This is a genomic window from Marinobacter sp. es.048 (genome assembly GCF_900188435.1).
Lineage (GTDB): Bacteria > Pseudomonadota > Gammaproteobacteria > Pseudomonadales > Oleiphilaceae > Marinobacter.
The window spans coordinates 654,104-675,383 of sequence record NZ_FYFA01000002.1 but is presented as its reverse complement, the minus strand read 5'-3'; the positions used below and the strand labels follow the sequence as shown (position 1 = coordinate 675,383).

Below are 21,280 nucleotides of genomic sequence, written 5' to 3'. Positions count from 1 at the left end.
TTTCATAACTGGGTCGTTTTTATTCTTGTGAGACTTTTGCGTGGGCTAGTCAATGCCGGTTTGCCGGTGTCCCCGCGGTTCCCTTCCGGTGCCTCTGAGCCCTATCGCCCTGCGGAAAAAACGCCGACCAGTCTGTTGCTTATCTTTTCCCTCTTGGTCTCGCTGCTTTTGTCCGGCTGCAATACGCCCGCACTTTATCAAGACGACATTTATAATCCGCCGGTGTACTGGGGCCGGCACGTCGTCAAGCCCGGTGAAACCCTCTACAGCATAGCCTGGAGGTATGGTCGGGACTATCGCGAACTGGGCAATGCCAATGGCATTGGTCCGCCCTGGAATCTCAAGGCGGGGCAGGTGCTTCGCCTGGACCTTCGCGGAAATGTAACTTCCGGCGGTCAGGCTACGACGGCGAGCAAACCGGCTGCGTCCGCTCCCAGAACGCCAAGCCGGGCTTCTCCGCCGAAGCAGACGGCCAGCACGGCAACAAAACCCGCGGTGACCAGGGCGCCAAGCAAGGGCGCGCCTCTGTCCTCCCAGACCCAGACCGTGGCTCGAATAGAATGGCGCTGGCCCCACGTTGGCACTGTAATTGCTGGGTATTCAACATCCGGAAAAGTCAATAAAGGTATTGATATTGCCGGGCAAGCCGGGGATGCTGTAAAGGCTGCGGCCACGGGGAATGTGGTCTATGCCGGCAACGGGTTGCTTGGATACGGCAATCTGATTATCGTGAATCACAACGAGCACTATTTAAGTGCTTACGCTCATAACCGGAAGATTCTGGTGCAGGAAGGGGAGGATGTGAAAGCCGGGCAGGTGATCGCAGAGCTCGGTAGCAGTGGCGCTGAACGACCCATGTTGCATTTCGAGATTCGCAAAAACGGCAATCCGGTTGACCCAGTCCATTATCTGCCACCGCGCTAACAAATGACGCAGTCAGCAGGCTGCCCAGATCGCACACACCGGCACTGACAAAAACACCGCGTTCGCAAGAAAAACAAGAACGGTAAAGGCCACGACTGGCCGACCAACAAAATGTCCTGAAGAAAAAGCGTGAAGACAAAGACGTCCGCAATAACAAGAAGTATCGGGCGAACATCCAGGATTATTGAGAGGCGGGGCAAGATAAATGTCAGCAGAGCAAGAAGACATCATTATTGATCGCGTATCGGACATGGACGATGCCGAGGATCAACTGTTAGCAGAAGAGAAAGTCGAAAAAGAGTCGACCGAAGAAGTAGCCGAAGTAGAAGAGGACATCCCTACCCAGGGACGTTATTTCACCAGCCAAAAGCAGCTGGATGCCACTCAGCTGTATCTCAACGAAATTGGTTTTTCCCCCCTGCTTACGCCGGAAGAAGAGGTCTATTTTGCCCGTCTGGCACGCAAGGGAGAGGAGTCCGGCCGTAAACGGATGATCGAGAGCAACCTTCGCCTTGTGGTGAAGATCGCACGACGTTACGTGAACCGGGGGCTGACCCTGCTGGACCTGATCGAAGAGGGCAACCTTGGCCTGATCAGGGCGGTGGAAAAGTTTGATCCGGAGCGGGGTTTCCGATTCTCCACCTACGCCACCTGGTGGATTCGCCAGACCATTGAGCGGGCTATCATGAACCAGACGCGCACCATCCGTCTGCCGATTCATGTGGTCAAGGAACTCAACCTGTATCTGCGTGCAGCGCGGGAACTGACCCAAAAACTGGATCATGAGCCCTCGGCGGAGGAAATCGCCAGGATGGTCGACAAGCCCGTGGCCGACGTTAAGCGGATGTTGGGTCTCAATGAGCGCGTCGCTTCCATGGACACTCCCATTGGTACCGGTGGCGAAAAGTCGCTTCTGGATACCGTAGCGGATGAAGGGGCTTCGGACCCGGCGGATCTCCTGCAGGACAACAACATGTGTTCCTGCCTGGAGAAGTGGATTGACCAGCTCAGCGACAAGCAGCAGGAAGTCCTGTCACGTCGGTTCGGTCTTCGGGGCTATCCGGTCAGCACGCTGGAGGAAGTGGGGCAGGAAATCGGTCTGACCCGCGAAAGGGTAAGGCAGATCCAGGTTGAGGCGCTTCGTCGCCTTCGCGAAATTCTGGAGAAGGAAGGTTTGTCCGGAAACCTGCTCTTCAAGTAAGACCCCTCTGACATTTCGATCGAAAAGCCGGCCAGGATGTTCCTGGCCGGCTTTTTTGTGTTTCAGGATCGCTGCAAATGAGAACCAGGTTGCGCACTGGCCGCCAGCCTCATTGATAGAATGCCCTGACCGGGTGGGGATAATGGTGTCGAAACCCGGTGCACGAATGAAATACGTCAATAATAATGATCGAAAAGGAAAGGACTATGATGAAGGCTCTTACAACCGGCTTGGCCTCTGTGCTTATGACAGCCCTGCTGTCAGCGCCAGCGGCTGCGCTCAGCGTGGAAGGTGTTGATGTTCCGGATACCTATTCCGCCATGGATACCGAACTCACGCTTAATGGCGCAGGTACCCGTTCCAAATGGTTCATGGACCTGTATGTCGGCGGCCTGTACGTTCCCGAGACCATCAATGATGGTGAGGCAGTGATTAACGCGGATGAGCCCCAGGCGATCACTCTGCATATAATTTCCGGGATGATCACCAGCGAACGCATGACCGAGGCAACACTGGAAGGTTTCGAGGTCTCCACCGAGGGTGATATGGCATCTATCCAGGCGGATTTGGACCAGTTCATGGCGGTGTTCCAGGAAGAGATCACCGAGGGTGACGTCTTTGATCTGGTCTATCTGCCAGGCGAAGGCGTCCGGGTTCTGAAGAACGGTGAGCAAAAGGACACCGTCGGTGACCTGGCCTTCAAAAAGGCCCTGTTCGGAATCTGGCTGTCCGATAAGCCGGCCCAGAAGGATCTGAAGGAAAAAATGCTGGGCCAGCGGTAACCAGGCCTTGCTTCTGAAAGTAAAAAGCCGGCGCAATGCCGGCTTTTTATCACCCTGAATTCAGAGGTAATCCCGTTTCTGCTTGAACTCGCACAGGTCCTCAATGATACAGGCGCCGCATTTTGGCTTTCGGGCGGTACAGGTATAGCGTCCGTGCAGAATCAGCCAGTGGTGCGCGTCCAGCAGAAACTCTTTTGGCACCAGACGCATCAACCGGTTCTCCACCTCGAGAACGTTCTTGCCAGGCGCAATGCCCGTGCGGTTTGACACCCGATAGATATGGGTATCCACCGCCATCGCCATGTGTCCAAAGGCGGTATTCAACACCACGTTTGCTGTTTTTCGACCGACTCCTGGCAATGCCTCCAGATCTTCCCGGCGTTCCGGTACCTGGCCTCCGTGTTTTTCGATCAGAATGCGACAGGTCTTGATCACGTTCTCGGCCTTGCTGTTAAACAGGCCAATGGTTTTGATGTATTCCTTGAGGCCATCAACTCCCAGGGCGAAGATGGCCTCTGGCGTGTTGGCCACCGGAAACAGCTTGTCCGTGGCCTTGTTGACGCCCACATCCGTGGCCTGGGCTGATAGGATAACCGCAATCAGCAGCTCAAACGGGCTGGAGTAGTTCAGCTCGGTGGTCGGGTTGGGATTGGCTTCCCGGAGACGGGTGAAGATCTCAATGCGTTTCTGTTTGTTCATCGGCTCTCAGTCTTCTGCAACCAGGGGATCAGGAAACGTTCCCGGTAACCCGGACCCGCTTGCTGCCTGCTGCCACGGGTGCTGGTTCATTGGCTTTGCGGCGCTCTTCCAGGTGATTGTCGATTCCGTTCTTGAGAGCGATCAGCAGGCCGAGTCCCACAAATGCGCCCGGTGGAAGAATCATGAACAGCATGTCCGGGTAATTGTCGAACGGACGCACCACCCAGTCGGCCGCAACGGGGCCGAGCAGCAGGTGCATGTCGACAAACAGAGTGCCCTGTCCGATAAGCTCCCGCAGACCACCCAGAACCACCAGAACCGCCAGAAACCCGAGACCCATCATGGCACCGTCCAGAAGTGCCGGAAGCGGTGGATTCTTTGAGGCAAAGGCGTCGGCCCGGCCCAGGATGGCGCAGTTGGTGACAATCAGTGGAATGAAAATGCCAAGAATCAGATACAGCTCATAGGTAAAGGCCTGCATCAGCAGCTCGGCGCAGGTCACGAATGAGGCGATGATCATCACAAACGCCGGCAGGCGCACAGACTCGCTTACGAAATTGCGAATCAGCGAGACCGCGAGATTGGACCCCATGAGCACCATGAGTGTGGCCAGACCCAACCCGATGGCGTTGACAACGGTACTGGTCACGGCAAGAAGAGGGCAGAGCCCAAGCACCTGGACGAGGGCAGGGTTGTTGTCCCAGAGCCCGTCCCGGACGATTTCACTGGATGGTTTGGTTGCCATGATCAGGAATGCTCCGTATTGGACGATTCGCCGGCAATCGCTTCAGGGTTCAGGATATTGTCCCTCGGTGACGGCTCTTCATTGAGCCGCTCCCGGATAACCCGGCGATTTTCCCGGAAGTAGATCAGTGCCTTCTGAACGGCTTTCACAACAGCCCTTGGCGTGATGGTTGCCCCGGTGAACTGGTCGAACTCTCCGCCATTCTTTTTGACGTTCCACTCCCGATGCGGCGGTTCTCCCAGAGAGCGGCCATCAAAGCTCTTGATCCAGTCTGATTTCCGGGTTTCGATCTGGTCTCCCAGCCCGGGTGTTTCTTTATGACTGGTGACTCGCACTCCGAGAATGGTGCCCTGCATGTTCACCCCTACCAGCAGGTGAATTTTACCCGAGTAACCGTCCGGCGCTACCACCGGCATGATCATGCCAATGGGCTGTTCGTTCTGTCGAGCCACCCAGACAGTCAGGGCGCCAGGTTGCGCGAGCCGCTCACTGGCGGGTAACTGCACGGTGTCCCTGAGCAGGTCATTGTTATGCCGGCTTTCCGGAATGATCTCGTACAGGGCCTGGGCCTCTGCACGGGCCGCCTGCTCACGAATTCGCTCTTCGGTGGCCACCTGAGTCACGGCAATGGTGCCACCGGTGATCACGGCGAACAAGCCGAGCCCGATGGCGCTGCGACGGATGGACTGTGCAACTGCGGCCATGATTATCCCTGACTCCCCGGTACACCCCTGCGGGCCTTGTGATGCCCGTATGTACGCGGGGGTGTGTAATGATCAATGAACGGTACCGCAAAATTCATCAGCAAAACGCTGAACGCCACGGCGTCCGGATAATTGCCCCAGGTGCGGATCAGGTAGATCAGGATGCCAATCCCGGCCCCGTAAATCAGTTTGCCCTGGTGGCTGGTAGCGGCCGAAACCGGATCGGTGGCGATAAAAAAGGCACCAAGCATGGTTCCGCCTGCCAGCAGGTGCAGCGAGAGCGGCGCGTAGAGGTCGGCATTGCTGCCAAAGGCCACGCTCATCACGATCAGACCGCCGAGAAAACCGGCTGGAATGTGCCAACTGATAATGCGCAGGCCGATGAGCAGCAGGCCTCCGGCCAGGAACGCCGCATTGACCCATTCCCAGCCCTTGGCGATACCCTCACCAAAGGTCGGATGGTTGAGCACCTCGGCCGCGGTATGGGTGGTGATCTTGTGTTTGTACTCATCAAGCGGGGTTGCCATGGTCCAGCCATCGACCGCTGTTTGCTGGCCGGAGGCAATGGTCGCCAGGGTCTCACCAAAGCCTGGTGCACCGTCCCAGAGCATGGCAGGTTCCGCCCAGTTGGTTGTCATGGCAACCGGGAATGAGACCAGAACCAGGGCGTAGCCCACCATGGCGGGGTTGAACGGGTTTGAGCCCAGCCCGCCATACAGTTGCTTGGCGACAACGATGGCTGAAATCACCGCGACGGCTGAGACCCACCAGGGCGCGAACTGTGGCAGTGACAGCCCCAGCAGAAGGCCGGTAACTGCGGCAGTATTGTCTTTGATGAAGAATGCGACTGGTTTTTTTCTGAGCTTTAACAGGGCGGCTTCAGAAGCGATCGCTAGGGCGATACAGAAGACCACATTGATCAGGTTGCCCCAGCCAAAAAACAGCGTCTGGGCCAACAGGCCAGGCAAGGCCGCAATAAGTACCCACAACATCACACGGGATGTTGGCCGGGCACTGTGTGCGTGGGGCGATGACTGCTGAACGAATGCCATGGGTATGGTGCCTGATCTCGGTTAATGGGTTGGCTGGGATCCGGTTGGACCGGCGGCCAGCTTCTCTCTGGCCTCAGACAGTGCCTCTTCAGCTCGTTTTACCCGATCGTGATTCTTGGCCACGGCCCGCTCCAGCTTCTCTACGTTGTCCGCCTGCTGGGCTTTGGCTTCATCGAGCATCCCTTGCATGGTTTCCAGTTTCGACTGAGCCTGGCTCAGCTGTTTTTCCAGGGCCTCGATATCCGGTTTATCCTCCGCTGGCGGCGTGCTTGAGGCGGGCGGTTGGGACGCCTCGGCCTTTGCTTTCTTGCGGGCCAGGGCCTGTTCAACCAGCGCAGACTTGGCGGCACGCTCGTCAATGGCCTCGCCGTCGGCTGCGGCCTTTTCGGCTTCGGCCTGCTTCTTGGCCGCCGCTTCGGCAGCGGCCTTCGCGCGCTCCTTACGCCTCAGCTCTTTCTCCTGCTGCTCCCGCTCAAGGCGCGCCTGGCGGGCTTCGAAGCGCTCACGAGCCCTGTCTGACTTCAGCTGTTCCGCCTGTTGGGCACGAATTTCGCCCTTGGCAAATCGATAGTACTGAACCAGCGGAATCGAACTCGGGCAAACGTAGGAACAGGCGCCACATTCTATGCAGTCAAACAGGTTCAGGTGCTCGGCCTTCTCGAATTCGGTGGCCTTAGCGTGCCAGAACAGCTGTTGGGGTAAAAGCTCCATGGGGCAGGCTTCGGCACACTGCCCGCAGCGAATGCAGGGCTGCTCCGGCGGCGGTGCCGGCAATTCAGCGGCCGTTGCGGCGATCACACAGTTGGTGGTTTTGATCACCGGTACTGCTTCTGTTGTCAGCGTATAGCCCATCATGGGTCCGCCAAGCACCAGCCGGCTGACCGCGTCCTGGTTGACGCCGGCCTGCTCCAGCAGATGCTCAATCGGTGTGCCAATAAGCGCTTCGAAATTACCCGGGTCCCGGACGGCTTCCCCGGTGATGGTAACCACGCGGGAGATCAGAGGTGTTCCCTCAGAAACCGCCTGGGCCACAGCAACGGCAGTCCCAATGTTCTGGCACATTACGCCGATATCGGCCGGAATTCCGCCGCTGGGTACTTCCATGCCGGTCAGTATCTGGATCAGCTGTTTCTCACCACCTGAGGGATACTTGGTCGGAATAACCGCAATTTCGGTCTGGGTGCCTTCGGTTGCCTTTTGAAGAGCGGCAATCGCCTGTGGCTTGTTGTCTTCTATGCCGATCACGCAACGCTCGGGGCGTAGAAGCCACGCCATGATTTTCAGGCCGGAAACCACCTCATCGGCCTTCTCCCGCATGGTCATGTCGTCAGCAGTGATGTAGGGCTCGCATTCGGCACCGTTGAGAATCAGCGTGTTTACCTTCCGGTCCCGGGGTGGCCGGAGCTTGATGTTGGTGGGAAAGCCGGCTCCCCCCATTCCGGAAATACCCGCGTCACGAATGATCTGCAGAACCTGATCCCGCTCAAGCGACCGATAATCCTTTACTGGATTGCGCCGGCACCATTGGTCTTCGCCATCCGGTTTCAGGGTAATGCAGTGGTCCGTCATACCCGAGGGGTGGGGAACAGGGAGGTCGGCAATGCTCTCGATCACGCCGGATGTTGGCGCGTGGACAGGGACACCCATGCCAGTTTTTACATCGGCAATTTTCTGGCCCTTCAATACCCGCTCGCCGACCTCAACAATGGCTTCGGCGGGCTCGCCGATGTGCTGCTGAAGGGGCAGAACCAGACAGTCAGCCACACCTGCTTTGCGAATCGGGCGCGCGGTAGAGATGTCTTTGTGTTCCGGAGGATGGATGCCGCCGGAGAAGTCCCATAGTTGGGTCATCAGGCGCTGGCTCCCTGGCGATCGGTGGCAATGAGTCCAGATTTGGGCGGTTTCCAGGTCCAGGTGTGAATGTCCGGTTCTACCGTCACCATGTCGATGCAATCCACCGGACAGGGATCAACACACAAATCGCAGCCGGTGCATTCACTCTCGATCACCGTATGCATGTGTTTTGCGGCGCCAAGAATGGCATCCACCGGGCAGGCCTGGATGCATTTGGTGCAGCCGATGCATTCGTCTTCGCGAATAACAGCGACGCGTTTCACTTGTTCGACACCATGCTCGGCGTCCAGTGGTTCCGGCTCGACATCCAGCAGGTCGGCCAGTGCTTTGATAGTGGACTCGCCGCCGGGTGGACACTTGTTAATCGGGCCGCCCTCGGCGATGGATTCGGCGTATGGCCGACACCCGGGGTAACCACACTGGCCGCATTGTGTCTGGGGCAAAAGGGCATCAATCTGGTCGACCAGGGGGTTACCCTCTACCTTGAATCGTTCGGCCGCAAATCCGAGCAGGCCACCGAAAACAACGGCAAGGGCCAGAAGAACCACAACGGCAACAAGAACGCTTGTCCACATAACCTGTTACTCCTAATCCCGCCAGCCGGTCAAACGCTGACCAGGCCACCAAAGCCCAGGAAAGCCAGAGCCATTAGCCCGGCCGTTACCAGACCGATGGCAGCACCGCGAAAGGCAACCGGAACGTCGGCCACGGCGATGCGCTCACGCATGGCGGCGAACAGCACCAAAACCATGGAAAAGCCCGCTGCTGCCCCAAATCCATACAATACTGATTCAACAAAGTTGTTGTTCTTGTTGATGTTAAGAAGGGCGACGCCCAGTACCGCACAGTTTGTGGTGATCAGCGGAAGGAAGATGCCCAGCACCCGATAGAGCAAAGGGCTTGTCTTGCGAACCACCATCTCGGTGAATTGGACCACGACGGCAATCACCAGAATAAACGTGATGGTTCGAAGAAACGCCAGGTCCAGCGGTTCAAGCAGATAGGTGTAGGCAAGGTAACTGCACACCGATGCCAGGGTTAGCACAAACGTGGTGGCCAGCGACATCCCCATGGCCGTCTCCAGCTTGCTGGAAACTCCCATGAATGGGCACAGGCCCAGGAACTGAACCAGTACAAAATTGTTCACCAGAATGGTGCTGACCAGAATCAGCAGATATTCGGTCATTTACCTTGCTCCATTGAACCCCTGCCAGCGCTGCCCGGCCGCCCTTACATAATCCGCATGCCGGGGGTGGCGCCGGAATCCGGGGACAGGATGAAGATATCCTCACCACCGGGGCCTGCCGCCAGAACCATGCCCTCAGACATCCCGAACTTCATTTTTCGGGGTTTGAGGTTGGCTACCATGACCGTCAGACGTCCCTCGAGATCTTCCGGCTTGTAGGCTGACTTGATACCAGCAAACACGTTGCGTTCGCCATGCCCTACGTCAAGGGTGAGGCGAAGAAGTTTGTCCGCGCCTTCCACGTGCTCGGCTTTGACAATTTTAACGACGCGAAGATCCACTTTCGCGAAATCGCCAAATTCTATTTCATCCGCGATGGGCTCAAGATTGGCAGCAGGGGCCCGTTTGCCGGTCGCTGCGGGCAACTCCTCCTTGGAGGCATCCAGCATCTTCTCGATCTGGGCCATGTCCACACGGTTCATCAGCGGCTTGAATTTGTTGATGCCGTGGTTTTCCAGGCGCTCGCTACGATTGTTCCAGTCCAGGGGCGCATTCAGGAATGCCTCGGAAGCCTTGGCGGTTTCCGGCAGTACCGGCGCCAGGTACGTCATCAGAAGATGGAACATGTTGATAGCATTGGTACAGATCGCCTGAAGATTTGCGTCCTGGCCTTCCTGCTTGGCGATCACCCAGGGTTGCTCATCGTTGACATACTGGTTGGCAATGTCGGCCAGCTCCATGATCCGTCGCATCGCGCGGCCAAATTCGCGGGCCTCATAGAATTCCTCGATTTCCTTTCCGGCTTCGATGAACTCTTTCAGTTTGGCGTGCTCGGTTACCTCGCCAAGCTGGCCGTCAAAACGCTTGGTAATGAAGCCGGCGCTCCGGCTGGCAATGTTGACCACCTTGCCCACCAGGTCCGAGTTCACCCGGGCGGCAAAGTCTTCAAGGTTAAGGTCCATGTCATCCACGCTGCCGGTCAGCTTGGCGGCGAAGTAGTAGCGCAGGTATTCCGGATTCAGATGATCCAGGTAGGTGCGCGCCATGATAAACGTGCCCCGGGACTTGGACATCTTCTTGCCGTTCACGGTTACGAAGCCGTGGGCCCAGACCGCCGTCGGTGTGCGGAAGCCGGCATCGTGCAACATGGACGGCCAGAACAGCGCGTGGAAATTGATAATGTCCTTGCCGATGAAGTGGTAGACCTCGGCGGTGGAATCGGCCTTCCAGAAGTGCTCGAAATCGATGTCTTCGCGGTTACACAGGTTCTTGAAGCTGGCCAGATAGCCGATGGGGGCGTCGAGCCACACGTAGAAGTATTTGCCGGGCGCGTCCGGAATTTCGAAACCGAAGTAGGGCGCATCCCGGCTGATGTCCCACTCCTGCAGCCCGGCATCCAGCCACTCGGCCAGCTTGTTGGCCACCTGGGGTTGCAGCGTGCCACTGCGGGTCCAGTTGGCAAGAAAGTCCTGGAAATCCGGCAATTTGAAGAAATAGTGCTCTGACTCTTTCTTGATGGGCGTAGCGCCGGAAACCGCCGATCGCGGATTGATCAGCTCGGCCGGCGTGTAGGTCGCGCCGCAGGCCTCGCAGTTATCTCCGTACTGGTCCTCGGTCTTGCACTTGGGGCAGGTGCCCTTGATGAACCGGTCCGCGAGGAACATCTTCTTTTCAGGGTCGTAGAACTGGGTGATCTTGCGCGTGGCAATGTGCCCGTTTTCCTGAAGCTGGCGGTAGATGTACTCCGAAAAATAACGGTTCTCTTCGGAGTGGGTGGTGTAATAGTTGTCGAAGCGGATATGAAACCCGGCAAAATCTTCCTGGTGCTCTTCGCGGATCCGGTCGATCAGCTGCTCGGAGGTAATACCTTCACGCTCGGCGCGGAGCATGATCGCGGTGCCGTGGGCATCGTCGGCGCAAACGTAGTAACAATTCTGGCCCCGCATCTTCTGGTAACGCACCCAGATATCGGTCTGAATGTATTCCAGCAGGTGTCCGAGGTGGATAGGGCCGTTGGCGTACGGCAGGGCGCTGGTAACCAGAATATCGCGCTGTTGCTTGCTCGCTTGCGTCATGGTGATGTCCGAACCTTATATTTAGTCGGGTTGGAAAGACAAAACGGGGATTGGCGACCGTCTCGATTGATTGCGCCAGGTAAAGACCCCATATGGTCAGAAACGGGCACAGATGATACCTTCCGAGCAGATATTTTTCACCTGAATCACCTGTTTCCGTGCTTAAAATCGAGCATGAGCTTATTCCGGAGAACCCGATGACACAGATTTCAGAGCAGGCCCTGCAAGCAGCGGTTCGCGAGTACCGTGATCCTTACCTTAACAAGGACCTCTACGAACTGGGTGCCGTAAAATCCCTGAACGTAGACGGCAGCGGAAAAGTGACCCTGATGGTGGAGCTTCCGTATCCGTCCAAAGGGATTGCAGGCGCCCTGAAGCAGATCGTTGCCAACGCTCTTGAATTTGTTGATGGCGTGGAGAGCGCAGACGTTCATGTAGGGCAGAAAATCCACTCCTACAAAGTCCAGAAAGACCTGCCTTCTGTCCCCGGTGTCAAAAACATCATCGCCGTCGCCTCCGGCAAAGGCGGTGTCGGCAAATCCACCACCGCCGTCAACCTGGCCCTGGCACTTCAGGCCGAAGGCGCACGGGTTGGCATCCTCGACGCCGACATCTACGGGCCCAGTATCGGCATGATGCTCGGCGTGCCCGAAGGCAAACGCCCGGACACCCGAGAAAACAAATACTTCGTCCCCATGGACGCCCATGGCCTCCAGGCCAACTCCATGGCCTTCGTCGTTACCGAGAAAACCCCCATGGTCTGGCGTGGCCCCATGGTCAGCGGCGCTGTGATGCAACTGCTGCAGCAGACCCTCTGGAACGAGCTCGACTACCTCATCGTCGACATGCCCCCTGGCACCGGCGACATCCAGCTTACCCTGGCCCAGAAAGTCCCGGTAACCGGCGCCGTCATCGTCACCACGCCCCAAGACATTGCCCTGCTGGACGGCAAGAAAGGCATCGAAATGTTCCGAAAAGTCGACATCCCCGTGTTGGGCGTTGTCGAAAACATGAGCGTCCACATCTGCAGCAACTGCGGCCACGAAGAACCCCTCTTCGGCCACGGCGGCGGCGAACGCATTGCCCAGGAATACGACACCACTCTCCTGGGCCAGCTGCCCCTGCATATGACCATCCGCGAACAGACCGACGGCGGTACTCCCTCGGTGATCGCCGAACCGGATTCCGAAGTGGCCCGTCGTTATCGCGATATCGCGAGAAGGGTAGGGGCCGAACTCTCGACCCGCGAGCGGAACCTCTCGGGTTCAATCTCAAGCGTTTCGGTGACCGAGCACTGACAGACCCGGAGCGAACAGGTAAACTACGCCCCAATTTTCCCAGTGGACACGAGACTTCGCCAATGAGCATCAAATCCGACAAGTGGATTCGCCGGATGTCCGAACAACACGGCATGATCGAACCGTTTGAAAGCGGACAGGTTCGTGAAACCGAAAAAGGCCGCGTGATCTCCTACGGCACCTCCAGCTACGGCTACGACGTACGCTGCAGCAACGAATTCAAAATCTTCACCAACGTCCATTCCGCCACCGTGGACCCGAAGAACTTCGACGACAACAGCTTCGTCAACTACACCGGCGACGTCTGCATCATCCCGCCGAACTCCTTTGCACTGGCCCGCACCGTTGAATACTTCCGCATCCCGCGAAGCGTCCTGACCATCTGCCTTGGCAAGTCCACCTACGCGCGTTGCGGCATCATCGTCAACGTCACCCCGCTGGAGCCGGAATGGGAAGGCCAGGTTACCCTGGAATTTTCCAACACCACCAACCTGCCGGCAAAGATCTACGCCAACGAAGGCGTCGCCCAGATGCTCTTCTTCGAATCCGACGAGATCTGTGAAACCAGCTACAAAGACCGGGGTGGCAAATATCTTGGCCAGACCGGCGTGACCCTGCCCAGGACATGAACGCCAACCAGTTCCTGAAAGCCGTTTCACAACTGCAGGGCTGGCGCGAATGCGCCTTCTTGCTCGCTCTGGCTGAGCGCTCATTCCCGAACTATGCCCTGTTTGCCGATGCCATGGGTCTGAAAACCGGTGCCAAGATGCGCCAGCTTCTGGACCTTGGGTGGGACTTGCTGCAGAAGGACGTTTCCGAATCGGCGATCCCACAGCTGCTCGCCAAACTGGAAGCCCTGTCTCCAGAGGTGGAAGCGTATGACGCCTATGGCGTGTACCCGGCATTCGACTTCTGTCAGCTCCTGGAACAGGCCCTGCTGAACCGCCTGAACCCGGCCAAGCACCGCGCGACCGATGCCTCGCAAATGGCGACCGGGACCGTGATGAACTTTATTGAGCTGTCAGAGGGAGAAGACCTTGAGGAAGACGAGCTCGTTCGTCTGCTCGATCACCACCCGTTGATGAAGGAAGACAAAACCTTTCAGCGGGACCTGATCCTGGCGCTGAAACGCCAACGAACGCCAACCGATCAGTTTGTGGCCCGGCTCCGGGAGGACGCAGCCAATGAGGGCGTCAGCAACCTGGGTATCTCGCTGAGCGAATAAGCGCCAGTGCCAGAGCAAGCTACACTTCCGGTATTACCCGTTATTTTCAGATTAGGTCAGATGGATTTTACCCATGAAACTCTCTGCTTTTGGTCGAAAGTTCACCGCCGACGCCGGCATCACGTCTCTGATGGATGACCTGGGTAATGCCATGGCATCCGGCGACGACATGATCATGATGGGTGGCGGCAATCCTGGGCATATTCCCGAGATCCAGCAGAGGGTGCAGGAAATTCTGGCGGATATGAGCCGTAACGAGGGCGACGTTCGTCGTCTGGTCGGCATCTACGATCCGCCCCAGGGCGAAAAGCAGTTTATCGCCTCGCTCGCCGAACTGCTCAACCGGGAATATGGCTGGGGCCTGAAACCCGAGAACATTGCGCTGACCAATGGCAGCCAGGCTGCCTTTTTCATGTTGTTCAACATGTTTGGCGGAGACTACGGCGACGGTAACCGCAAGCATATTCTTTTGCCGCTTGCACCCGAGTACATAGGCTACGCTGACGCTGGTATTGAACCGGGCCTGTTCCATGCGGTGCAGCCAGACATCTCGTTCACCGACGCCCACGAGTTCAAGTACCGGGTGGATTTTGATGCCGTAGAGGTTACCGGCGAGACCGGCGCTATCTGTGTGTCACGCCCCACCAATCCTACCGGTAACGTTGTTACTGACGAAGAGCTTGCGCGGCTTGAAGGGCTTGCTCGCCAACACGATGTGCCACTGATCGTTGACGGCGCCTATGGCACACCGTTTCCCAGCTTGCTGTTCGTCGATGCAGCTCCCACCTGGAACGACCAGATCATCCTCTGCCTGAGCCTTTCAAAGCTTGGGCTGCCGGCAGCGCGGACCGGTATCGTGATTGCCGCCGAGCCGGTGATCAAGGCGCTATCAGGGATTAACGCCATTATGAACCTGGCGACGGGCAGTTTTGGCGCCATGCTGGCGGAGCCGCTGGTTCGCTCCGGTGAGATTCTGTCCCTGAGCCGGGATGTGGTTTGCCCGTTCTACAAGGCGAAGATGGAGCGGGCGGTGGCCGTTTTCCGGGAGGCCATGGGCGAGGACAGTTGTCGCTGGTATGTCCATAAACCCGAAGGCGCCATGTTCCTGTGGCTCTGGTTTCCGGACCTGCCGATTACCAGCCTTGAGTTGTATCAGCGACTGAAGAGCCGGGGTGTCCTGGTTGTTTCCGGGCACTATTTCTTCCCGGGGCTGCCGGAGGATGGCTGGAAGCACCGGCATGAATGTCTGCGCGTAACCTATTCGCAGGATGATGACCGGGTTGCCGAGGGCCTTCGGATCATCGCCGATGAGGTGAAGGCTGTCTGGCGCGAGGCCGGGCGCGGCCTCTAGCGCTCGAACTCCGCTTCCTTGAGTTTTAATTCGTAGGTGCTGCCGTCCGGCTCAACCTGCCTGAGGCGGACGAGTAGGAAATTCTGCTCCGGCGAAAACCACATCAGCGTCTGGCGCTTCGAATCCTCGCGAACCTTCTCCGCCTTGAGGGTGGCTCTTTGTTTACTGCCGGTACTCATCTTCTCACCATTGATCACCGCAAAGCGGTCGGTGTCGATAGAGTTACCGTCGAGCACCCGATAAGTCATTTCCCGCTTGCCATTCTTGATGTCCTGGTGCAGCTGAAGCTGGTAGCCCAGCGGATCCAGCAGGCCTTCTTCCAGCGCCAGTTCGAAGGGCTTGCCCTTGTATTCCCCGGTTGCGACGCCTGCGGACCAGTCGAAGTCGATAGAGTTCTTGCGGTCGCTGATCAGGAAACCGGATAAGCGGTATCGGTATCGCATGGGTATGACGTGCCCTTCCTCCCAGCGGAATACCAACGATTCATCGATGCTGACAATGAAGGAGTCGACATCCGTGCGGTACAGCCAGACATCGTTGCCCTGGGAGGAGAGTGTGCGTTTTGCGGTGCCATTGAGGGAGAGACCCTTCTCCATGGCTGCGGTATAGCTGGCCTCGAAGGGGGTCAGGTCCACTTCGGTCTCGGCATGCAGTGTGACCGGTCCGGCAAGAATGCCGAGACAGGCCAGCAGTGCCGCGCAACCAAGTCTGATGAGACGTCGTGAAAGCATCTTGTTAAACCCGAACAATTACCGTCATCAATGGCGACAGTGTAGCTGCTCGGGCAGGATGCGGGGATGACAATTCGTTCAGGCGATGGCTCAGTTGTCCGGCAGGCGCATGGGAGCGTTCAAGGGTTCGCCGTCGAACAACACATAATCGCTACCCAGTTGAATCCGGCCTTCACAGAACCAGCGCACAACAATGGGGTAAAGGATGTGTTCCTTGGTCTGTACCTTCTCCGCAAGAGTCTCGGGCGTATCGTCTGGAGCGATGGACACTTCCGCCTGGGCAATAACCGGTCCGCCATCAAGTTCTTCGGTAACGAAGTGGATGGAAACGCCGTGGATAGTATCGCCCGCCTCCAGTGCGCGACGGTGAGTGTTCAGCCCGGTGTACTTTGGAAGCAGGGAGGGGTGAATGTTCAGCATCTTGCCTCGGAATGCCCGGACAAAATCCGTGGTCAGAATGCGCATGAAGCCTGCCAGAACGATCAGATCCGGATTGTATCGGAGGATTTCCGCCATCAGAGAGGCATCAAACTCATCCCGGGACTCGAAATTCTTGTGGTTTACCACGAAGGTCTCGATATTGGCCTGGGCAGCGCGCTCAAGAGCAAGCGCACCGGGCTGGTTGCAGCCCACGGCAATGATCTGCCCGGGAAAATCCCGCTCACGGCTGGCGTCAATAAGTGCCTGGAGGTTGGTGCCGCTTCCGGAAGCGAGCACCAGGATTTTGGGCAACGGAGTCTGATCTGCCTTCATGCCGACAGAAGTCCCGGCGCGTAACGAATGCAGGCTTCTGCCTCTTCGCTGTCTGCACGCTCTATCAAGCCTACCTGCCAGGCATCCTCGCCCAGTGCTTTCAGGGTATCCAGAGCCAGCTCCTTCTGATTGGCGGGCACGCAGACAATCATGCCAATGCCGCAGTTGAACGTGCGGTACATCTCTTCACTGGCAACACCGCCGTTGTCCTTGAGCCACTGGAATACCGGGGGCAGAGACCAGCTGTCGGTATCAATGGCAGCAATGGAGCCGTTTGGGAGCACCCTGGGAATGTTTTCCGGCAGGCCACCCCCCGTGATGTGGGAAAGCGCACGGACATCCACTTCGCGAATCAGCTGCAGAAGATTCTTTACGTAGATACGGGTCGGCGCCATCAGGGCATTGGCCAGGGTGGTATCGCCCATTGGCTGCTCAAGGTCGGCGTTGCTCACTTCAAGGATTTTCCGGATCAGCGAGTAACCGTTGGAGTGTGGTCCGGAAGAGCCCAAGGCGATCAGCACGTCGCCGGACTGCACCCGGCTGCCATCGATTATCTCGCTGCGCTCGGCAACGCCCACACAGAATCCAGCCAGATCGTAGTCGTCGCCTTCGTACATGCCCGGCATCTCGGCAGTTTCACCACCTACCAGCGCACATCCAGCCTGCTCGCAGCCTTCGCCGATCCCGGCAACGACCTGGGTGGCAACGTCCACGTTCAACTTGCCGGTCGCGTAGTAGTCGAGGAAAAAAAGCGGTTCAGCACCGCCTACAACCAGATCGTTCACGCACATGGCGACCAGATCGATACCGATGCTGTCGTGCTTGTCCAGTTGCATGGCCAGTCTGAGCTTTGTGCCCACTCCGTCAGTACCGGAAACCAGAACCGGCTCGTTGTATCCGGCGGGAATGGAGACCATGGCGCCGAAGCCGCCGAGACCGCCAAGAACCTCCGGGCGGCGGGTGCGCGCTGCGGTGTCCTTGATTCGGCTGACGAGTTCATTGCCGGCATCAATATCGACGCCAGCATCGCGGTAGGTCAGGGAGGGCTTCTGTTCGCTCATGGTGTACTTAACCGTTGGCCAGTGGGTCAGGCGGCGGATTTTAACAGGTGCGGTGTGGCGCTCCAAATGTATATTGCTTTTCCGAAATCCGGGGCCGCTACTCACGCCTTGGGGCATGGTGTATCCTATGCGCCATTCATGCGAATTGCAGGGTGTTTCATGTCAGTATCAGGACAAAAGCCGGCACACAGGTCTGTATCCGGGGCGTGGGTAGTTGCATTGTTTACCGTTCTGCTGGCCGGGTTTTCCGCCCAGGCGACTGCGGTGACAGTTTCCGGTCTGTATTCGGCAAAGGTGCCAGTGGAAGGGGCCTCGCCGGGTCAATTGGCCAAGGGATATGCAGATGGTCTGAGCCAGGTACTGGTTCGGGTTTCCGGTACCCGCGACGTACTGGCGATGGAGGGCGTTGAAACGCTGCTGTCTGATGCTGAGTCCTTACTGCTTTCCTATCAGGTTGCCAGGGATGAATCCGGCCAGAGTGTTCTGAGCATGTCCTTCGGAGCTGTGGGGGTCAACCGCGCGCTGGCCTCAATCAACGCTCCGGTGTGGGGTGCCAACAGACCATTAACGCTGGCCTGGATTGCTACCGAGGATCGGGGTTCGCGAACACTCGTTACCAGATCTGCTGCAGGCGCCGAGCAGGAAAGCGCTGCAAATTGGCGGGCTGCGTTCGATGAGGCTGCCAGAAAACGCGGCTTGCCGGTTGCGCTTCCGCCGTCGGATTTCGCCTCCAACCGGGAATTGCTGTCGGATATCTGGGGGCAGTTTATTGGCCGGGTGAAGTCCGCTTCCGAAGATCTGGATCACGATGTCCTGGCGTTGGTGCGGGTTAGCCGCGCTGGTGGCCAATGGCGGGCCGGTTGGGTGTTCGATGGTATGGCCATGAACGCTGGTGAAGAGTCAGTAACCGCCCAGACCCCGGAAGCGCTGGCGGAGGCTATGATCAACCGTTGGGCCGAGCTATACGCCAGCCGATACGCGGTTGCTGCGTCGGAAGTGGGCGATTCGCCCCAGGTGGACATTGTGTTGCGCGGCGTTACCTCTCTTGAAGACTATGCCGGAGCCAACAAGGTACTGGAGGGACTGACCCCTGTAGTTAGCGTCGGTGCCCATCGGGTACGTGACGAACAGCTGACCCTGCGAGTGGCTTTTTCCGGTGAGCTGGACCAGCTCCGGGAGTACATCGCCCTGGATCCGCGCTTTGTTCCGATGGAGGCCGACGTTCCAGCAGAACCCCCGGCTACCGCCCCGATAGCGGAGGATCAGGTGGCGTCGGCTGTGGCGAACACTGAAGAGTCGCCCGAGAGCGAAGAGGCGCAACCGGCAGGCCCGAATCAGCAAACCTCTACGGAAGCGCCCGAAGAGACTGACCTGTTTACCTATCAGCCGGTGCCCGTCGATGAAGAAGAGGCCAGGGAGGCGTTCGAATCCCTGTACCAGGTTCTGTATTATCGTTGGCAACCGTCTTCTGTCATCGGGAGCGATGGCGGCGAATAAGGTGTAACCGGAGGGAGTCTTTTGAATTTGCACCGCTGGCGCTGGATTCCCAATGCCCTGACGTTCCTGCGCATTCTTCTGATCGCTCCCTTCGCGGGAGCTTTATTGGCCGGCGATTATCGGCGCGCGCTGCTGATATTCTTTCTGGCAGCTGGCACAGATGCGGTCGACGGCTTCCTGGCGCGGCATTTCAACTGGCGCTCCAGGCTTGGCGCAATTGCAGACCCTCTCGCCGACAAGGCCTTGCTGATCACCGCGTACCTGATGCTTACGCTCACGTATGTTCTGCCGGTTTGGCTGTTTCTGCTGGTATTGGGTCGTGATTTGCTCATTGTGGTCGGCGCTCTGGCCTACCACTACAAGGTTGGCCGATACGATATGGAGCCCAGCATCCCCGGCAAGATCAATACCTTTATCCAGATTCTTGTAGCCCTGGCCATCATTGTGCTTCTGGCGGACCTGCCGATGCAGCCCTGGGTGGTGGATGCCGGCATTCTGCTGGTGGCTATCTCGACAGTGTTCAGCGGGGGGCATTACCTGTTCGTGTGGGGTTCGCGGGCCTGGAGGGCTACCCGGCCATGACCGCGTCCCAGTTGGTACTTGGGGTCAAGCTGCGTGATGATGCCCGATTCGACAACTTTCACGGCGACCGGAACACGAGCGCAGCCCAGCGTCTTGAAACCGTGTGTCATCAACCTGATGATGTTCCGGTGGTTGTACTGTGTGGCGATGCCGATACGGGCAAAAGCCATCTTTTGCAGGCGGTGTGCCACCTGGGTGAAAAGCAGGGCAGGGCAGCGGTTTGTATCAGCATCGCCGAGCTTGAGCCTTTTGGTCCTGATGCTTTGTCGGGTCTTGATACCCATGACATCGTCTGTCTGGACGATGTCGACCGCATCGTAGGCCAGCGGGTGTGGGAAGAGGCCGTTTTTCATCTGTACAATCGGATTCATGACCGGGGCGGCCTTTTGCTGGTAAGTCTGGCTGATTTGCCGGCCAGACTGCCCTTCGAGTTGCCGGATCTGGTTTCCAGATTCAGCCACGGACTGATTATCCAGTTGGGTATCTACCGGGATGAAGATCGCCTGAAGATTCTAAGGGCCCGGGCCGAGAAGCGCGGGTTGGTGATGGCGGACGATGTAGCCAGCTACATTATGCGACGGGCGCCCCGAAGGCTCGGTGATTTGCTGGGGATTCTGGATATACTGGATGAAAATTCACTTCAGGCGCAGAGAAGACTGACTATTCCATTTGTGAAAACAGTGATGGGGTGGTGAGTTGGATGGCACTCATCGCCGGGCAGAAAACGATAACGGGTTCATCAAGGGAGAGAAGAAATGAGACGGGTGGTATTCAACCAGAAAGGCGGTGTCGGTAAGTCCAGTATCACGTGCAATCTCGCAGCTATCAGCGCCGCTCGTGGAAAGCGAACCCTGGTAGTGGATCTCGATCCCCAGGGAAATTCCACCCATTACCTGCTGGGCAAGCCCGCCAGCGAGCTCAAGGATACCGTTGCGGATATGCTCGAACAGACGGTGGCCTTTACCGTGTTCAATCGCCGGCCGGACGAATTTGTCCATGCTTCATCGTTCACGAACCTGTTTGTGATGCCCTCCAGTCCGGAGTTGGACTTCCTCGAGCGCAAGCTGGAAGCCAAGCACAAGATCTACAAGCTCAGAGAAGCCCTTAAAAAACTGGGTGAATCCTTCGATGCGATCTACATCGATACGGCACCAGCGCTCAATTTTTATACGCGGTCTGCCCTGATTGCGGCCCAGCGCTGCCTGATACCCTTCGATTGTGACGACTTTTCCCGTCAGGCTCTTTACAACATCCTCAACGAAATTCGCGATCTCCAGGAAGACCACAACGAAGATCTTGTGGTTGAGGGGATTGTCGCCAACCAGTTCCAGCCGCGGGCCAGCCTGCCCAAACAGCTGGTCAGGGAGCTTACCGAGGAGGGCTTGCCGGTTCTGCCTGTGCGTCTCTCGAGTTCCGTGAAGATGAAAGAGTCCCACCAGAGCCGGCAGCCCCTGATTCACATGGCACCCAAGCACCCGCTGACGCGCCAGTACGAGGACCTGTTCCGGGTCCTGCATGGCGAAACCGTGGAGCTTGAGCCGCTCAACGACTGAAGCGAGA

Annotated in this window: 22 protein-coding genes; 11 read left to right on the top strand and 11 right to left on the bottom strand. The window is 57.7% G+C overall.

The annotated features are described in order from the left end of the window. Positions 1-36: 36 nt before the first annotated feature. The 3 genes from CFT65_RS14150 (at position 37) to CFT65_RS14140 (ending at position 2,907) form a co-directional block, all read left to right on the top strand. Positions 37-924, top strand: coding sequence for a peptidoglycan DD-metalloendopeptidase family protein (locus CFT65_RS14150; RefSeq protein ID WP_088829571.1), 888 nt, complete (start codon positions 37-39; stop codon positions 922-924). Positions 925-1,129: 205 nt separating this feature from the next. Beyond that, positions 1,130-2,125: an RNA polymerase sigma factor RpoS gene (gene rpoS / locus CFT65_RS14145; RefSeq protein ID WP_088828741.1), complete on the top strand. Its 996-nt coding sequence runs from the start codon at positions 1,130-1,132 to the stop codon at positions 2,123-2,125. Between the two features lie 206 nt (positions 2,126-2,331). Then, positions 2,332-2,907 carry a chalcone isomerase family protein gene (locus CFT65_RS14140; RefSeq protein WP_088828740.1) on the top strand — a complete coding sequence of 192 codons (576 nt, stop codon included), beginning with the start codon at positions 2,332-2,334 and terminating at the stop codon, positions 2,905-2,907. A gap of 60 nt (positions 2,908-2,967) precedes the next feature. On the opposite strand, the gene nth is transcribed toward CFT65_RS14140, so the two are convergent. Genes nth through metG form a run of 8 tightly spaced genes read right to left on the bottom strand, consistent with a single transcriptional unit; the run spans position 2,968 to position 11,222 of the window. Continuing rightward, positions 2,968-3,606 carry an endonuclease III gene (gene nth / locus CFT65_RS14135; RefSeq protein WP_088828739.1) on the bottom strand — a complete coding sequence of 213 codons (639 nt, stop codon included), beginning with the start codon at positions 3,604-3,606 and terminating at the stop codon, positions 2,968-2,970. 28 nt (positions 3,607-3,634) lie between these two features. After that, positions 3,635-4,351, bottom strand: a complete 717-nt coding sequence (locus CFT65_RS14130) for an electron transport complex subunit E (RefSeq protein WP_088828738.1) — start codon at positions 4,349-4,351, stop codon at positions 3,635-3,637. A gap of 2 nt (positions 4,352-4,353) precedes the next feature. Continuing rightward, positions 4,354-5,055, bottom strand: coding sequence for an electron transport complex subunit RsxG (gene rsxG, locus CFT65_RS14125; protein WP_088828737.1), 702 nt, complete (start codon positions 5,053-5,055; stop codon positions 4,354-4,356). A 2-nt stretch (positions 5,056-5,057) separates the two neighbouring features. Then, positions 5,058-6,107: an electron transport complex subunit RsxD gene (gene rsxD / locus CFT65_RS14120; RefSeq protein WP_088828736.1), complete on the bottom strand. Its 1,050-nt coding sequence runs from the start codon at positions 6,105-6,107 to the stop codon at positions 5,058-5,060. A 21-nt stretch (positions 6,108-6,128) separates the two neighbouring features. Continuing rightward, positions 6,129-7,958, bottom strand: a complete 1,830-nt coding sequence (rsxC, locus tag CFT65_RS14115) for an electron transport complex subunit RsxC (RefSeq protein ID WP_088828735.1) — start codon at positions 7,956-7,958, stop codon at positions 6,129-6,131. Beyond that, positions 7,958-8,536 carry an electron transport complex subunit RsxB gene (gene rsxB, locus CFT65_RS14110; RefSeq protein ID WP_088828734.1) on the bottom strand — a complete coding sequence of 193 codons (579 nt, stop codon included), beginning with the start codon at positions 8,534-8,536 and terminating at the stop codon, positions 7,958-7,960. Before rsxB ends, rsxC begins: the two co-directional genes overlap by 1 nt. A 29-nt stretch (positions 8,537-8,565) precedes the next feature. Continuing rightward, a complete protein-coding gene (rsxA, locus tag CFT65_RS14105) occupies positions 8,566-9,147 on the bottom strand; it encodes an electron transport complex subunit RsxA (protein WP_064230563.1) in 582 nt (193 codons plus the stop codon). A gap of 44 nt (positions 9,148-9,191) precedes the next feature. Further along, positions 9,192-11,222 (bottom strand): methionine--tRNA ligase, encoded by a 2,031-nt coding sequence (gene metG, locus CFT65_RS14100; RefSeq protein ID WP_088828733.1) that lies wholly within the window; start codon positions 11,220-11,222, stop codon positions 9,192-9,194. Between the two features lie 197 nt (positions 11,223-11,419). On the opposite strand from metG, the gene apbC reads away from it, so the two are divergent. The 4 genes from apbC to CFT65_RS14080 all read left to right on the top strand — a co-directional run bounded on the left by apbC (position 11,420) and on the right by CFT65_RS14080 (position 15,096). Beyond that, positions 11,420-12,520: an iron-sulfur cluster carrier protein ApbC gene (gene apbC, locus CFT65_RS14095; protein WP_088828732.1), complete on the top strand. Its 1,101-nt coding sequence runs from the start codon at positions 11,420-11,422 to the stop codon at positions 12,518-12,520. 62 nt (positions 12,521-12,582) lie between these two features. After that, positions 12,583-13,149, top strand: coding sequence for a dCTP deaminase (gene dcd, locus CFT65_RS14090; protein WP_088828731.1), 567 nt, complete (start codon positions 12,583-12,585; stop codon positions 13,147-13,149). Then, the gene (locus CFT65_RS14085; protein WP_088828730.1) at positions 13,146-13,745 is read left to right on the top strand and encodes a YjaG family protein; all 600 of its coding nucleotides are present in this window, start codon (positions 13,146-13,148) and stop codon (positions 13,743-13,745) included. The genes dcd and CFT65_RS14085 overlap by 4 nt, the downstream gene beginning before the upstream one ends. A 73-nt stretch (positions 13,746-13,818) precedes the next feature. Beyond that, positions 13,819-15,096, top strand: coding sequence for a valine--pyruvate transaminase (locus CFT65_RS14080; protein ID WP_088828729.1), 1,278 nt, complete (start codon positions 13,819-13,821; stop codon positions 15,094-15,096). Here the strand turns inward: CFT65_RS14080 and CFT65_RS14075 are convergent. From CFT65_RS14075 to purM, 3 genes are all read right to left on the bottom strand, one after another. Further along, on the bottom strand, positions 15,093-15,827 hold the full coding sequence (locus tag CFT65_RS14075) for a DUF3108 domain-containing protein (RefSeq protein ID WP_088828728.1): 735 nt from the start codon (positions 15,825-15,827) through the stop codon (positions 15,093-15,095). The genes CFT65_RS14080 and CFT65_RS14075 overlap by 4 nt on opposite strands. Before the next feature lie 90 nt (positions 15,828-15,917). After that, positions 15,918-16,580 (bottom strand): phosphoribosylglycinamide formyltransferase, encoded by a 663-nt coding sequence (purN, locus tag CFT65_RS14070; RefSeq protein WP_088828727.1) that lies wholly within the window; start codon positions 16,578-16,580, stop codon positions 15,918-15,920. Continuing rightward, complete coding sequence (gene purM / locus CFT65_RS14065; RefSeq protein ID WP_088829570.1) at positions 16,577-17,641, bottom strand: phosphoribosylformylglycinamidine cyclo-ligase; 1,065 nt, start codon at positions 17,639-17,641, stop codon at positions 16,577-16,579. Before purM ends, purN begins: the two co-directional genes overlap by 4 nt. A 159-nt stretch (positions 17,642-17,800) precedes the next feature. Here purM and CFT65_RS14060 point away from each other — a divergent pair, with 159 nt between their 5' ends. From CFT65_RS14060 to CFT65_RS14045, 4 genes are read left to right on the top strand one after another with little or no spacing between them, the layout of a single operon-like run. Next, positions 17,801-19,138 (top strand): DUF2066 domain-containing protein, encoded by a 1,338-nt coding sequence (locus CFT65_RS14060; protein WP_228705857.1) that lies wholly within the window; start codon positions 17,801-17,803, stop codon positions 19,136-19,138. Between the two features lie 21 nt (positions 19,139-19,159). Continuing rightward, the gene (locus CFT65_RS14055; protein WP_172408498.1) at positions 19,160-19,720 is read left to right on the top strand and encodes a CDP-alcohol phosphatidyltransferase family protein; all 561 of its coding nucleotides are present in this window, start codon (positions 19,160-19,162) and stop codon (positions 19,718-19,720) included. Then, a complete protein-coding gene (hda, locus tag CFT65_RS14050; protein WP_088828725.1) occupies positions 19,717-20,415 on the top strand; it encodes a DnaA regulatory inactivator Hda in 699 nt (232 codons plus the stop codon). The genes CFT65_RS14055 and hda overlap by 4 nt, the downstream gene beginning before the upstream one ends. Positions 20,416-20,475: 60 nt before the next feature. Beyond that, positions 20,476-21,273, top strand: coding sequence for a ParA family protein (locus CFT65_RS14045; protein WP_088828724.1), 798 nt, complete (start codon positions 20,476-20,478; stop codon positions 21,271-21,273). Positions 21,274-21,280 lie beyond the last annotated feature (7 nt).

Coding starts and splice junctions, on each gene's coding strand:
- hda (WP_088828725.1), top strand. CDS start 19,717: ATGACCGCGTCCCAGTTGGTACTTGGGGTCAAGCTGCGTGATGATGCC.
- rsxD (WP_088828736.1), bottom strand. CDS start 6,107: ATGGCATTCGTTCAGCAGTCATCGCCCCACGCACACAGTGCCCGGCCA.
- CFT65_RS14060 (WP_228705857.1), top strand. CDS start 17,801: ATGTCAGTATCAGGACAAAAGCCGGCACACAGGTCTGTATCCGGGGCG.
- CFT65_RS14130 (WP_088828738.1), bottom strand. CDS start 4,351: ATGGCAACCAAACCATCCAGTGAAATCGTCCGGGACGGGCTCTGGGAC.
- purM (WP_088829570.1), bottom strand. CDS start 17,641: ATGAGCGAACAGAAGCCCTCCCTGACCTACCGCGATGCTGGCGTCGAT.
- rsxC (WP_088828735.1), bottom strand. CDS start 7,958: ATGACCCAACTATGGGACTTCTCCGGCGGCATCCATCCTCCGGAACAC.
- metG (WP_088828733.1), bottom strand. CDS start 11,222: ATGACGCAAGCGAGCAAGCAACAGCGCGATATTCTGGTTACCAGCGCC.
- CFT65_RS14085 (WP_088828730.1), top strand. CDS start 13,146: ATGAACGCCAACCAGTTCCTGAAAGCCGTTTCACAACTGCAGGGCTGG.
- purN (WP_088828727.1), bottom strand. CDS start 16,580: ATGAAGGCAGATCAGACTCCGTTGCCCAAAATCCTGGTGCTCGCTTCC.
- rsxA (WP_064230563.1), bottom strand. CDS start 9,147: ATGACCGAATATCTGCTGATTCTGGTCAGCACCATTCTGGTGAACAAT.
- CFT65_RS14080 (WP_088828729.1), top strand. CDS start 13,819: ATGAAACTCTCTGCTTTTGGTCGAAAGTTCACCGCCGACGCCGGCATC.
- dcd (WP_088828731.1), top strand. CDS start 12,583: ATGAGCATCAAATCCGACAAGTGGATTCGCCGGATGTCCGAACAACAC.
- rpoS (WP_088828741.1), top strand. CDS start 1,130: ATGTCAGCAGAGCAAGAAGACATCATTATTGATCGCGTATCGGACATG.
- CFT65_RS14140 (WP_088828740.1), top strand. CDS start 2,332: ATGATGAAGGCTCTTACAACCGGCTTGGCCTCTGTGCTTATGACAGCC.
- nth (WP_088828739.1), bottom strand. CDS start 3,606: ATGAACAAACAGAAACGCATTGAGATCTTCACCCGTCTCCGGGAAGCC.
- rsxB (WP_088828734.1), bottom strand. CDS start 8,536: ATGTGGACAAGCGTTCTTGTTGCCGTTGTGGTTCTTCTGGCCCTTGCC.
- apbC (WP_088828732.1), top strand. CDS start 11,420: ATGACACAGATTTCAGAGCAGGCCCTGCAAGCAGCGGTTCGCGAGTAC.
- CFT65_RS14075 (WP_088828728.1), bottom strand. CDS start 15,827: ATGCTTTCACGACGTCTCATCAGACTTGGTTGCGCGGCACTGCTGGCC.
- CFT65_RS14045 (WP_088828724.1), top strand. CDS start 20,476: ATGAGACGGGTGGTATTCAACCAGAAAGGCGGTGTCGGTAAGTCCAGT.
- rsxG (WP_088828737.1), bottom strand. CDS start 5,055: ATGGCCGCAGTTGCACAGTCCATCCGTCGCAGCGCCATCGGGCTCGGC.